We start from the raw sequence: 12,512 nt of genomic DNA, 5'->3' as shown, positions 1-12,512 counted from the left end.
CATGGGCTTTCACGAAATCAGGTTTCCGGCGAACCTGTCCTTTGGCTGCGTCGGCGGCCCCGAACGGCGCACCGAGATCGTTGCGCTGATGAACGGGCACGAAGAGCGCAGCACCCCCTGGGCCCATTCCCGGCGCCGCTATGATGCCGGTCTGGGGCTGCGGTCGCTGGATGACGTGGCGGTGCTGATCGCCTTTTTCGAGGCCCGCGCAGGCCAGTTGCACGGTTTCCGCTGGAAGGATTGGGCAGACTTCAAATCGTCCACCCCCAGCGCGAACCCGACGTTCCAGGACCAGGTGCTTGGCACGGGCGACGGTGTGCGCAAGCAGTTCGCGTTGCGCAAGGCCTATGCCTCGGGGCCTGCGCGCTACTGGCGGCCGGTGAAAAAACCCGTGCAGGGCACGGTTCTGGCAGGGGTCGGCAATGTCGAACTGCGCGACGGGCTGGATTTCCAGGTTGATACTGCGACGGGCATCATCACCTTTGCCGCGCCGCCCGAGCCTGGTGGCGTCGTCACGGCCGGATTCGAGTTCGACGTCCCGGTGCGGTTCGACACCGACCGCATCGCCGTTTCGGTGGCCTCCTTCCAGGCCGGCGATCTGCCCCAGATTCCGGTGATCGAGGTGCGGGCATGAGCGAGCATCTCGCAAGGGCATGGGCCATCGCGCGTCAGGACGGAATGGTGCTGGGCTTTACCGACCACGACCAGGTGCTGAATTTTGAAGGCATCACCTTTCGGCCTGAAAGCGGGTTGACGGCGAGGGCTGTGGTGCAGGGGTTGGGTCTGTCGGTGGACAACAGCGAGGCGATTGGCGCGCTGTCGGATGCCGCGATTACCGAAACCGATCTGCTGGCCGGTCGCTGGGATGGCGCCGATGTCCGGCTGTGGGAGGTGGACTGGACACGCCCGGCCCAGCGGCGCCTGGTCTTTCGTGGCCAGTTGGGTGAAATCACCCACAGCAACGGCGCATTTCGCGCCGAACTGCGCGGCCTGTCCGAACCGCTGAACCGTGCGCAGGGCAGGGTGTATCACAGCCGCTGCTCGGCGGCGCTGGGCGACGGCCAATGCGGCTTCGACACCGGGCGAGAGGGTTATTCGGCCCACGGCGTGATCCAGCAATTGACACAGGATCAGACACTGGTACTGGCCTCGGTCCCGGGACATGACGCCGGCTGGTTCAAGGACGGGCAGATCACGATCCTGTCCGGTGCTGCGGCCGGGTTGAAGGCGATGGTCCGGTCGGACGAACCCTTGCCCGGGGGTAGGCGCCGGCTGGTACTGTGGGCGGGTCTGGGTGTTGCGCCCGCCGCTGGTGATCGGGTGCGTTTGATCGCGGGTTGCGACAAGCGGGCGCAAACCTGTCGGATGAAGTTTCAGAATTACCTGAACTTTCGTGGTTTTCCGCACTTGCCGCCCGAAGATTGGCTAATGGCGCCGCAGGTGAACCGATGACGGCGCGCGTGGTCGAACTGGCGCGCGGCTGGATCGGAACACCCTATGTGCACCAGGCCTCGACGCGCGGTGCAGGCACGGATTGTCTGGGCCTGGTGCGCGGGGTGTGGCGGGAACTGTGCGGGCCGGAACCGCAGGGCCTGCCGCCCTATACCGCCGATTGGGGCGAACAGGGCGACGAGGAGCTGCTGTTGCGCGGCGCCGCGCGCTTTCTGGTGCCTGCGGAAGGTGAGGCGCCGGGCGATGTGCTGGTGTTCCGCATGCGCACCGGCGCAATCGCCAAGCATATGGGAATTCTGGCGCAAACCGGCAGCCGGGCCAGCTTTGTCCATGCCTATGACCGGCATGGGGTGGTGGAAAGCCCGCTGTCGGATCCCTGGCGCGCCCGCATCGCCGGGCGCTTTCGATTCCCGTCAGTGTAGCAAGAAGGACAAGGCGCAATGGCGACGATTCTGCTGGCTGCGGCCGGTGCATCTTTGGGGGCTGGCTTTGGCGGCACCGTGCTGGGGCTGTCCGGGGCGGTGATCGGGCGGGCGGTCGGGGCGACGCTGGGGCGGGTCATCGATCAGCGCCTGCTGGGCGCGGGGTCCAAGGCGGTGGAAACCGGCCGGCTGGACCGCATCCGCATTCAGACCGCAGGCGAAGGCACCCCTATCCCCCGCTTGTGGGGACAGATGCGCGTGCCCGGTCACGCCATCTGGGCCGGTCCGTTGCAAGAGGTTCAGCGCAAGCATGGTGGCGGCAAGGGCACATCGACCTCGGTCACAGAAATCAGTTATCGACTGAGCTTTGCGCTGGCCCTGTGCGAAGGCCCGATTCTGGGCGTCGGGCGCATCTGGGCCGACGGCGAGGAAGTTTCGCCCGATGATCTGAACCTGCGCGTCTACCTTGGCGACGAAACCCAGTTGCCAGACCCGGCCATCGCTGCCCAGGAAGGCGACGAGGCGCCAGCATATCGCGGTCTGGCCTATGTCGTGATGGAGGACCTGGCGCTGGAGAAATGGGGCAATCGCGTCCCGCAGCTTTCGTTCGAGGTTACCCGCGCGGCCAAGGCTGGGCGTGGCCTGTCGCGTCAGGTGCAGGCGGTGGCGATGATCCCGGGAACGGGCGAATATTCGCTGGCGACCTCGGCCGTCAGCTATGATCTGGGCCTGGGCGAAACCGCGATCGTCAATCGCAACACCGCGCTGGGGCGCACGGATTTCGAGGCCTCGTTGCGGACGTTGGGGCGCGAACTGCCGCGCGTGGGGTCGGTGTCGCTGGTGGTGTCGTGGTTCGGCGATGACATGCGGGTGGGGCATTGCACCGTCCGTCCCAAGGTCGAGGATGCCGGCCGCGACGGGCGCGAAATGGCGTGGCGCGCGGGCGGAATCGGCCGCGATGCCGCGACCGAGGTGGCCCGCGTCGGCGGGCGGCCGATCTATGGCGGCACGCCCGCCGACGGCGCGGTCATTCAGGCGCTGCGGGCGATTGCCGACAGCGGTCGCAAGGCAGTGTTCTATCCCTTTATCCTGATGGAGCAGCTGGCCGGAAACCTGCGGCCCGATCCCTGGACCGGCGCCACCAGTCAGCCGGTGATGCCCTGGCGCGGGCGCATCACCACCAGCGTGGCCCCTGGTCGGCCCGGCACGCCCTTTGGAACCGCCGCCGCGCGGGCCGAGGTCGATCGTTTCTTTGGTGCGGCCGAGGCCGGCGACTTCGTCTGGCAGGGGGACAGTCTGGTCTATCAGGGCCCAGACGAATGGTCGTATCGTCGCTTCATCCTGCATTATGCGCACCTGTGCGCACGCGCCGGTGGCATCGACAGTTTTCTGATCGGTTCGGAAATGGTCGGCCTGACCCAGATCATGGCCGAAGGTCGCAGCTTTCCTGCCGTGGAACATCTTCGGCGGCTGGCGGCGGATGTGCGTGCCATTCTGGGGCCACAGGTCAAGCTGAGCTATGCCGCCGACTGGTCGGAGTATTTCGGCTATCAGCCGGGCAATGGCGATGCCTATTTCCATCTGGACCCGCTGTGGGCCGATGACAACATCGACTATATCGGCATCGACAACTACATGCCGCTGTCGGACTGGCGCGATGGCGAAGATCATCTGGACGCGCATTGGGGCCGCATCGACAACCCGGATTATCTGCGTGCCAATGTCGCCGGGGGCGAAGGCTACGACTGGTATTATGCGACCGAGGCCGACCGTCAGGCCCAGGTCCGGACCCCGATCCGTGACGGCGCCCATCACGAACATTGGTTGTGGCGTTACAAGGACATTCGGAACTGGTGGCAGAACCCGCATCACAACCGCATCGGCGGCGTGCGGCAGGCGCAAGCGACGGCCTGGGTGCCGCGCTCGAAGCCCATATGGTTTACCGAGATGGGATGCGCGGCGCTGGACAAGGGCACGAACCAACCCAACAAGTTCTTGGACGCGATGAGTTCGGAATCGATGCTGCCCTACTTCTCCGAGGGCCGGCGGGACGATGCGATGCAGGCTGCCTATGTGCGGGCGATGACCGAATACTGGTCGGACCTGCGCAACAATCCCCCCTGCGCGGCCAGCGCGCGCATGCCTGCCGGGCGCATGGTCGACGTATCCCGCGCCCATGTCTGGTGCTGGGACGCGCGGCCGTTCCCGGCGTTTCCTGCGCGCACCGATCTGTGGTCGGACGGTCCGGCCTGGCAACGCGGCCACTGGCTTAACGGGCGTGCGGGCGCCGTGCCGCTGGAGGACGTGGTATCGGAAATCTGCACCGAGGCCGGGGTGCGCGCCCATGATGCCAGCGCGCTGTCGGGCTTGGTTCGGGGTTACGTGCTGAACGGCGGCGAATCCGGCCGCGCGGCCTTGCAGGCGCTAATGGTGACGCATGGGTTTGATGCGGTCGAAAGCGATGGCGTCCTGCGGTTCGTCATGCGCACAGGTCGGGCAGACATCAACCTGGGTGCCGATGATCTGGCCATGGCCGAAGACCTGTCGGGCCCCGAGATCACGCGCATGCCCGATGCCGACATCGCTGGTCGCATCCGGCTGAGTCATGTCGAGGCGGGTGGCGATTATGCGCTGCGCACCACCGAGGCCAGCCAGCCTGGAGGCGCATTTCTCTCTGTTGCGGATAGCGAGCTGCCCATGGCGCTGACGCGTGCCGAAGGTCAGGCGCTGGCTCAGCGGTGGCTCGCCGAAAGCGGCATTGCCCGTGAAACTTTACGCCTGGCCTTGCCGCCGTCGCGGGGCAATCTGGTCCCTGGGCAGGTGCTGCGGCTATCACACGGGCAAAGCGACAGCCGGCTGTGGCGGATCGACCGGGTCGAGCGCGCAGGGGCGATCATCCTCGATACGGTTCGGGTCGAACCCGGCCCCTATCGTGTGACCGGGACGAGCCTCGAGGATGCCCCGATCCGGCCATTCGTGCCGCCGGTGCCGATGCTGCCGGTGTTTCTGGACCTGCCGTTGCTGCGCGGGGACGAAGAGCCCCACGCGCCCTATCTGGCGGTGACGGCGACGCCATGGCCGGGAGCGGCTGCAGTATGGATGTCGGCAACCCAGCAGGGTGGCTATGCGCTGAATACCACCATCGCGCGCCGTTCTATCATCGGGGTGACCACCAGTCCGCTGGCCGCCGCGAGGCCCGGTGTCTGGGATCGCGGCGCACCGCTGCGGCTGCGCATCAAGGGGGGCGTTCTGGAATCGGCCAACCAGCAGGCGCTGTTGTCCGGCGCAAATCTGATGGCCATCGGCGATGGCACCCCCGAAGGCTGGGAACTGTTCCAGTTTGCCGAAGCACGGCTTGTGGCAACCGGCGAATGGGAAATCGCCATGCGTCTGCGCGGTCAGGCCGGCACCGATGCCTTCATGCCCGAGGTCTGGCCTGCGGGCAGTCGCGTCGTGCTGCTGGACGGTGCTGCGCGCCAGGTCGATCTGTCGCCTTCGGCGCGCAATCAGATCCGGCACTGGCGCATTGGGCCCTCAGCGCGTCCACCCGGCGATGACAGTTATCGCGCCGCGTCGGCTGCGTTTCGGGGTGCGGGGCTGCGGCCGTTGACGCCATGCCACCTGCGCGTTCAGGACGGCCTGGTCACCTGGATCCGTCGCACCCGCGTTCAGGGCGACGATTGGGACGGGCTGGACGTGCCATTGGGCGAGGCTGGCGAACGCTATAGCGTGCGCCTGATCCAGAACGGCTCGGTGCTGGCTCAGGCCATCGTGGCCGAGCCGCGCTGGACGATCCCGCCTGCGCCCTGGGCGCTGGCGCGGGCGGGCGGCCCCTATGCCGTCGAGGTCGCTCAAATTTCCGAAACCTTCGGGCCTGGTCCCTATGCAAGGAGTGAGTTCAATGCCTGACAGCATCACCGCCAATTGCGAGCTGCCGCTGCTGATGCCGGCACAGGCGCAAAAACATGTGACGGTCAACGAAGCGCTGTTGCGTCTCGACGGTCAGGTGGACCTGGTTTTGCAAGGATTGGGGCAGAACGCCCCGCCTGCAACAGCAGTTGATGGGCAGTGCTGGGCGGTCGGGGCAAACCCTGTCAATGCCTGGCAGGGACAGCAGGGACGGGTTGCGATCGCGGCCAATGGCGGCTGGATTTTCGTTCAGCCGCGGCGCGGACGGCGCGCCTTTGTCATCGATCAGGGGGCGGTGGCTGTCCATGACGGCAACGGCTGGGTGGCCGGCGCCGTCACCCTGGGCGCCCATGGCTCGGGCATGATCGCGCGGCAAGCGGTCGAGGATGTCACGCTGACAGCGGCGGGCCAGGCCGAGACCGAAATGGTGATCCCGTCGGGCGCGCTGGTGATCGGGGCGACGGCGCGGGTGGTGCAGGCCATCACCGGCAGCGCGACATCATGGTCGCTGGGCACCCCCGGCGACAGCGCGTCGCTGACCCGGTTCGGCCAGGGGCTGGGCAAGGCGCAGGGGTCCTGGGCACGCGGCCTGCTGTCGCCCCCCATGGTGTTCTGGACACCCACGCCGCTGCGACTGACCGCGACCGGCGGCCAGTTCCAGGCTGGAAGGGTGCGGGTCGTGCTGCATTGGTGGGAATTGCGTCTGCCAGACTGACACTTTTCGCGCCCGTCGGTTTCAGGTAAGAATGGGGTGTGAAACCGACGGGCGAACCACGATGAATCTGCAAAAAGATCTGATCGAGCCTTTGGCCGACGCCGGCGATCTGTCGCGCGAAGCGGTCTGGAGCCGGATTCAGCGCGAAGGTCGCGTGGCCGTCCGGGACGAGCCGTTGCTGGGGGCGCTGATTCACGCCGGCCTGCTGCATCATGCGACGTTCGAGGCGGCGCTGGCCTATCGCTTTTCGCTGAAACTGGGTTCGCGCGAGATGAGCGAGCAGATCCTGCGCGAGATTGCCGATGATGCCTTTGCGCGTGCCCCGGAACTCTCGGCTGCGGCGCAGGCCGATCTGCTGGCGGTTTATGAACGTGATCCGGCAACGCATCGGTTGATGCAGCCCATCCTGTTCTTCAAGGGTTATCAGGCACTGCAAGCCTATCGCATAGGCCATTGGCTGTGGCAGCAGGATCGCAAGGACATGGCCTATTTCGTGCAGATGCGCTGTTCGGAAGTTTTCGGCGTCGATATCCACCCTGCCGCGCGCATCGGCACCGGCGTGATGATCGACCACGCCCATTCCATCGTCATCGGGGAAACTGCGGTGGTCGGCAATGACGTGTCGATGCTGCATTCGGTGACGCTGGGCGGCACCGGCAAGGAGGACGGCGACCGTCACCCCAAGATCGGCAACGGGGTGATGATCGGTGCTGGCGCCAAGGTTCTGGGCAATATCCATGTGGGCCACCATTCGCGTATCGCCGCGGGGTCGGTGGTCCTGAGCGACGTGCCGCCCTGCAAGACCGTGGCCGGGGTGCCGGCGCGCATCGTCGGCGATGCCGGCTGTCCCGAACCCTCGACCAGCATGAACCAGCTTTTGGGGCGCAGCGAACTGTTCTGAGGAATCAGACCCAGTCAGCGTGGCCGCTGCCGGTCAGTTCTGCCAGCGTGATGCGTTCCTGTTGCAGGCGCTGGTCGATATCCTGCGCGATTCGGGCCGCGAGCGAAAAACCCTGATAGACCAGCGCGGAATAGATCTGCACCGCCGACGCCCCGGCGCGCAACTTTTGCCAAGCTTCATCGGCCGAGCTGATCCCGCCCACCCCGATCAGGGGGATGCGCCCGCCGGTCTCGCGGTAAAGCCGCGCCAGCACCCGGGTCGATTTGCGAAACAGCGGCGCGCCGGACAGGCCGCCTGCCTCGCCCGCCTGGGCCGACACCAGCCCCTCGCGCGCCAGGGTGGTGTTGGTGGCGATGATCCCGTCCAGCTGCAGGTTCAGCGCCACGGTCGCGATGTCGGCCAGCCCGGCGTCGTCCAGATCCGGTGCGATCTTGACAAAAACCGCCGGCCGGTTGACCAGGGCATCGCGCGCGTCCAGCACATTTTGCAGCAACATGGTCAGCGCCTCGGCGCCCTGCAGGTCGCGCAATCTTTCGGTATTGGGCGAAGAGACGTTCACGGTCAGGAAATCGACGAAAGCGCCCGCGGTGCGCACGACCTCGGCAAAATCGGCGCTGCGGTCGCTGCTGTCCTTGTTTGCACCGATGTTCAACCCGACCGGAACCGGCCCCGGCTTGCGACCGGCCAGACGACGCGCGATCACCTGCGCACCATCGTTGTTGAAGCCGAAGCGGTTGATGACGGCGCGGTCGCGCGTCAGGCGGAACAGGCGCGGGCGGGGATTGCCCGGCTGTGGCCGCGGTGTCGCCGCCCCCACCTCGACAAAGCCGAAGCCGGCGCGGCCCAGTTGGTCGATCACAAGCGCATTCTTGTCATAGCCGGCCGCCAGCCCGACCGGATTGGGCAGCTCCATCCCCGCCAGATCCAGACGCAACCGTTCCGAGGTGAAAGGCTGCCCGTGCAGAGGCACCAGTCCTTGGCGCAATGCCCGAATCGACAGATCATGCGCACGTTCGGGGTCAAGCCGGTGCAGGGCGGCCAGCCCCAGGCGTTCAATGGTGGTCATGGCAGCGCTCCGATGTCGTGGCCATCCGGTCCCAGGGTCAGGACGCGGCTGAAGGCGATGTCCTGCTGGCGCAGTTCCCGGTAAAGATGGGGGAACAGATCGCCGCCGCGCGATGGCTCCCACCGCAGTTCGGCAAGGCTCTGGCTGTCCAGCGCAAGCAGATGCAAAGGCGTTTCGCCGGCGAAATGGCGGGCCAGGGTGCCGGGCAGCTGGCCGGCGGTGGACAGATGAATATAGCCGTCAGCCAGATCCGCGGCCGAGCCGCGACTGCTGCCGTGCTGTTCGAGGGCCGCAAACTCGGCCGGACGGAAAACCTTGTAGATCAGCATGCCCGGTTCATGCGGCCCATGCAGCGAGGCGTCAAGCGGCAAGATGCCGCCAGGGCAACGCGGTTGATTGACCTGTCCGGCCGCTTCGCCCAATCTGCCCCTTGTCCCCATGGTCGTGACAAGAGGAAACGGAATGAAACGCTGGCTATTGGTCTCGGCGGCGATGCTGGCCCTGTCGACGGGTGCGGCGCAGGCGGAATACACGCTGCACGTGCTGCACATAAACGATTTTCACAGCCGCATCGAACCGATCAACAAATACGACAGCACCTGCGACGCCGAAACCGAGGCCAAGAACGAATGTTTCGGCGGTGTGGCCCGTCTGGCCACCAAGATCAACGAATTGCGCGACAGTCTGAAGGCCGAGGGGCAGAACGTGATTGTTCTGGATGCTGGCGACCAGTATCAGGGCAGCCTTTTCTACACCACCTACAAGGGCAAGGACACGGTCGAGTTCATGAACGCCATCGGCTTTGACGCCATGGCCGTGGGCAATCACGAATTCGACGATGGCCCCGAGGGGCTGCAGATTCTGGCCGAGGGCGTCAGGTTTCCGGTGATTTCGGGCAACCTCGACCTGTCGCAATCGCCCGAGCTTAACGGCAAGATCGGCGACAAGCTGACGCTTGATGTCGGTGGGGAAAAGATCGGAATTGTCTCTGCTCTGGCTATGGATACGCCCGAGACCGCATCGCCGGGCGACAAGGTCATCTTCATGGACGACATGGAAAGCCTGCGCGGTGATGTGCAGGAACTGACCGAGGCGGGCGTCAACAAGATCATCGCGCTGACCCATCACGGCTACAAGCGCGATCAGCAGGTCGCGGCCGAAGTCACCGGGATTGATGCAGTCATCGGTGGCCACAGCCATACCTTGCTGGGTCAGTTCGAGGGCGCCGAGGGCGCGTATCCGACCATGGTCAAGAACGCCGATGGCGTGGACGTTCCGGTGGCTCAGGCCTATGCCTATGGCAAGTATCTTGGCCATCTGGTGCTGACATGGGACGATGATGGCAAGCTGATACGCGCCGAGGGTCAGCCGATCCTGCTGGACAGTTCGGTCGAGCCGGATCCGAAGCTGGCGGCGCGGGTCAAGGAGATGGCCGCCCCGATCGAGGCGCTGAAGCAGAAGCGTGTGGCCGAGATCAAGGCGCCCATCGATGGCGACCGCAGCAATTGCCGGGTGCGCGAGTGCGCGATGGGCAGCCTGGTCGCCGATGCGATGCTGGCACGGGTGCGCGATCAGGGCATCACCATCGCGATCCAGAACGGCGGCGGCCTGCGTGCCTCGATCGATGCGGGCGAGGTGACGATGGGGGATGTGCTTTCCGTGCTGCCTTTCCAGAACACGCTGTCCACCTTTCAGTTGAAGGGCGAAGATGTCGTCGCCGCGCTGGAAAACGGCGCCAGCCAGATCGAGGAGGGTGCTGGCCGTTTCGCCCAGGTGGCGGGACTGCGCTACACTCTGGACACTGGCGCGCCGGCAGGAAACCGCATCAGCGAGGTTCAGGTGCGCAACGGCAATGACTGGGTGCCGATCGACCCGCAGGCCGTCTATGGCGTGGTGTCGCACAATTACATGCGAAGCGGCGGCGATGGCTACAAGGTGTTTGCCGACAAGGCCATGAACGCCTATGATTTTGGTCCCGATCTGGCCGATGTGCTGGCTGAATATCTGGCCAGGCAGGGCCCCGATTTCGAGGCGCGCACCGACGGTCGTATCACCGTGAAGTGAGGCCCGGCGCTTCGGATGCCGTTTCGGCGGTATCCGCGGCGCCTTCCTCGTCGACGTGCAGTTCGGGTAATGCGCAGCGCAGAAAACGTTCGAAATCGTCCAGATCGACAGGCTCGAACTGCCCAAACCCCTGCATCCAGACCGAGGCGCTGCGCAGACCCTCGGGCTCCAGCTTGCACCAGATGATGCGACCTCGCCGCTCTTGCCGGATCAGGCCGGCACTGGCCAGGACGGTCAGATGCTTGGAAATCGCCGCCAGACTGACCTGGAACGGTTGAGCGACATCGGTCACCGTCATGTCATCCTCGAGCAGCATGGCCAGAATTGCCCGCCGCGTCGGGTCGGCCAATGCGCTGAAGATCAGGTCCAAACTGGGCGTGGGGCTGGTCATACCGGATCGCTTAACTCGATAGTTGAATATGCCCCGGATGGCAGTCACCCCGCAACCCCGCCGACCTTTGTGCTGCCAACTTTTGCAAGGCGCTGTAATAAAATGATTTTCAAGCGCAGGTTGGTTGCTTGACTCGGGGGAGGTGAATCCCTATCACCGCGCCAACCGAACACGGGGGTGTGAGCCATGGCCGAAGATGACCATGAGGCGGCGCGAACCCGGGATGCGGAACGGCTGCGTGAATTGGAGGCCAGACTGGACGCCCGGTCGACGCAAAACCAGGCTTCGCGCGGGGAAGAGCATTTCAGCCAGGCCAATATCGCCTGGCGCATGGTGACGGAGCTGGTGGCCGGACTGGGCCTGGGCTTCGGAATCGGATACGGGCTGGACTATCTGACCGGCCTGCAACCGGTTTTCATGGTGGTTTTCGTGCTGCTGGGATTGGTGGCAGGGATCAGGACCATGATGAGAACCGCAAGTGAAATTGGCCGGACTCCGGGAGCGCCCGGCGACGACAAGGGTGAATGACGATGGCGACGCAAGAAGAAGCAGGTGGTCTGGTTTTCCATCCGATGGATCAGTTTGTCGTCAAGCCGCTGTTTGGCGACGGGCCGGTGCACTGGTATACCCCCACGAATGCGACACTGTGGATGGCACTTGCTGCCCTGGCCATCACCGCTCTGCTGGTCTTTGGCACCCGTGGTCGGGCGATCGTGCCAAATCGCGTGCAATCTATCGCCGAGCTGCTTTACGGCATGGTGCGCAAGATGGTCGAGGATGTGGCCGGCAAGGAAGGGGTGAAGTATTTCCCCTATGTGATGACGCTGTTCTGCTTCATCCTGTTTGCCAACTTCCTCGCGCTGCTGCCGAAAAGCTTTTCGCCCACCTCGCATATCGCGGTGACGGCAGTGCTGGCGCTGCTGGTGTTTCTGGGCGTGACCATCCTGGGCTTTGTCAAGAACGGCGCCCATTTCCTGGGCCTGTTCTGGGTGAGCTCTGCCCCGCTGGCGTTGCGTCCGGTTCTGGCGGTGATCGAACTGATTTCGTATTTCGTTCGCCCGGTCAGCCACTCGATTCGACTTGCGGGCAACATCATGGCCGGCCATGCGGTGATCAAGGTGTTCGCGGCCTTTGCCGCCATCGCCGCGCTGGCGCCGGTATCGGTCGTGGCCATCACCGCAGTCTATGGGCTGGAGGTGTTGGTGGCGCTGATCCAGGCCTATGTCTTTACCATCCTGACCTGCGTCTATCTGAAGGACGCGCTGCATCCGGCGCACTGAGCCGCCTGCATCTGGTCTGAATCGAAACCCTTTCCAAAGCCTCAAGGAGCATGAATATGGAAAATCTGGGTCAACTGGGACAGTATCTCGGCGCCGGTCTGGCTTGCGTCGGCATGGCCGGTGCGGCCATGGGGGTGGGCAATGTTGCCGGCAACTATCTGGCGGGCGCGCTGCGCAACCCGTCGGCGGCCGCTTCGCAAACCGCGACCCTGTTCATCGGCATGGCCTTCGCCGAAGCCCTGGGCATCTTCTCGTTCCTGGTTGCGCTGCTGCTGCTGTTCGCAGTCTGATCCTGTTGCCATCCTTGCGGTT

At 65.0% G+C, this 12,512-nt stretch carries 13 protein-coding genes; 10 read left to right on the top strand and 3 right to left on the bottom strand.

Features of this window, described 5'->3' with window-relative positions; all coding sequences use genetic code 11:
* Nucleotide 1 precedes the first annotated feature (1 nt).
* The 6 genes from GB880_RS00285 (at nucleotide 2) to cysE (ending at nucleotide 7,399) form a co-directional block, all read left to right on the top strand.
* Nucleotides 2-634: a DUF2460 domain-containing protein gene (locus GB880_RS00285; protein WP_154491538.1), complete on the top strand. Its 633-nt coding sequence runs from the start codon at nucleotides 2-4 to the stop codon at nucleotides 632-634.
* Complete coding sequence (locus tag GB880_RS00280; RefSeq protein ID WP_154491541.1) at nucleotides 631-1,452, top strand: DUF2163 domain-containing protein; 822 nt, start codon at nucleotides 631-633, stop codon at nucleotides 1,450-1,452. Before GB880_RS00285 ends, GB880_RS00280 begins: the two co-directional genes overlap by 4 nt.
* Nucleotides 1,449-1,874, top strand: coding sequence for an NlpC/P60 family protein (locus GB880_RS00275; protein ID WP_154491544.1), 426 nt, complete (start codon nucleotides 1,449-1,451; stop codon nucleotides 1,872-1,874). The genes GB880_RS00280 and GB880_RS00275 overlap by 4 nt, the downstream gene beginning before the upstream one ends.
* A gap of 18 nt (nucleotides 1,875-1,892) precedes the next feature.
* Nucleotides 1,893-5,783: a baseplate multidomain protein megatron gene (locus tag GB880_RS00270; RefSeq protein ID WP_154491546.1), complete on the top strand. Its 3,891-nt coding sequence runs from the start codon at nucleotides 1,893-1,895 to the stop codon at nucleotides 5,781-5,783.
* Nucleotides 5,776-6,498 carry a DUF2793 domain-containing protein gene (locus tag GB880_RS00265; protein ID WP_154491549.1) on the top strand — a complete coding sequence of 241 codons (723 nt, stop codon included), beginning with the start codon at nucleotides 5,776-5,778 and terminating at the stop codon, nucleotides 6,496-6,498. The genes GB880_RS00270 and GB880_RS00265 overlap by 8 nt, the downstream gene beginning before the upstream one ends.
* Before the next feature lie 61 nt (nucleotides 6,499-6,559).
* The gene (gene cysE, locus GB880_RS00260) at nucleotides 6,560-7,399 is read left to right on the top strand and encodes a serine O-acetyltransferase (RefSeq protein ID WP_154491552.1); all 840 of its coding nucleotides are present in this window, start codon (nucleotides 6,560-6,562) and stop codon (nucleotides 7,397-7,399) included.
* A gap of 4 nt (nucleotides 7,400-7,403) precedes the next feature.
* On the opposite strand, the gene GB880_RS00255 is transcribed toward cysE, so the two are convergent.
* Both GB880_RS00255 and GB880_RS00250 read right to left on the bottom strand, forming a co-directional pair.
* Complete coding sequence (locus tag GB880_RS00255) at nucleotides 7,404-8,465, bottom strand: quinone-dependent dihydroorotate dehydrogenase (protein WP_154491555.1); 1,062 nt, start codon at nucleotides 8,463-8,465, stop codon at nucleotides 7,404-7,406.
* The gene (locus GB880_RS00250; RefSeq protein ID WP_154491558.1) at nucleotides 8,462-8,794 is read right to left on the bottom strand and encodes a DUF952 domain-containing protein; all 333 of its coding nucleotides are present in this window, start codon (nucleotides 8,792-8,794) and stop codon (nucleotides 8,462-8,464) included. Before GB880_RS00250 ends, GB880_RS00255 begins: the two co-directional genes overlap by 4 nt.
* 133 nt (nucleotides 8,795-8,927) lie before the next feature.
* Between GB880_RS00250 and GB880_RS00245 the strand changes: the two genes are divergently transcribed.
* Nucleotides 8,928-10,529 carry a bifunctional metallophosphatase/5'-nucleotidase gene (locus GB880_RS00245; RefSeq protein ID WP_154491561.1) on the top strand — a complete coding sequence of 534 codons (1,602 nt, stop codon included), beginning with the start codon at nucleotides 8,928-8,930 and terminating at the stop codon, nucleotides 10,527-10,529.
* Here GB880_RS00245 and GB880_RS00240 read toward each other — a convergent pair.
* Nucleotides 10,516-10,920 (bottom strand): ArsR/SmtB family transcription factor, encoded by a 405-nt coding sequence (locus GB880_RS00240; RefSeq protein WP_154491564.1) that lies wholly within the window; start codon nucleotides 10,918-10,920, stop codon nucleotides 10,516-10,518. The genes GB880_RS00245 and GB880_RS00240 overlap by 14 nt on opposite strands.
* A 186-nt stretch (nucleotides 10,921-11,106) precedes the next feature.
* Here GB880_RS00240 and GB880_RS00235 point away from each other — a divergent pair, with 186 nt between their 5' ends.
* The 3 genes from GB880_RS00235 to GB880_RS00225 are packed head-to-tail and all read left to right on the top strand — an operon-like array spanning nucleotide 11,107 to nucleotide 12,490.
* Nucleotides 11,107-11,448 (top strand): AtpZ/AtpI family protein, encoded by a 342-nt coding sequence (locus GB880_RS00235; protein WP_154491567.1) that lies wholly within the window; start codon nucleotides 11,107-11,109, stop codon nucleotides 11,446-11,448.
* Complete coding sequence (locus tag GB880_RS00230) at nucleotides 11,445-12,200, top strand: F0F1 ATP synthase subunit A (RefSeq protein WP_154491570.1); 756 nt, start codon at nucleotides 11,445-11,447, stop codon at nucleotides 12,198-12,200. The genes GB880_RS00235 and GB880_RS00230 overlap by 4 nt, the downstream gene beginning before the upstream one ends.
* 56 nt (nucleotides 12,201-12,256) lie before the next feature.
* Entirely contained in the window at nucleotides 12,257-12,490 is a 234-nt protein-coding gene (locus tag GB880_RS00225; RefSeq protein WP_010394077.1) for a F0F1 ATP synthase subunit C, read from the top strand.
* Nucleotides 12,491-12,512 lie beyond the last annotated feature (22 nt).

Origin of the sequence: Paracoccus sp. SMMA_5_TC (assembly GCF_009696685.2) — a bacterium.
Classification (GTDB): Bacteria; Pseudomonadota; Alphaproteobacteria; order Rhodobacterales; family Rhodobacteraceae; genus Paracoccus.
The sequence above is the reverse complement of the archived record's forward strand: the minus strand, read 5'-3'. Positions and strand labels throughout refer to the sequence as shown.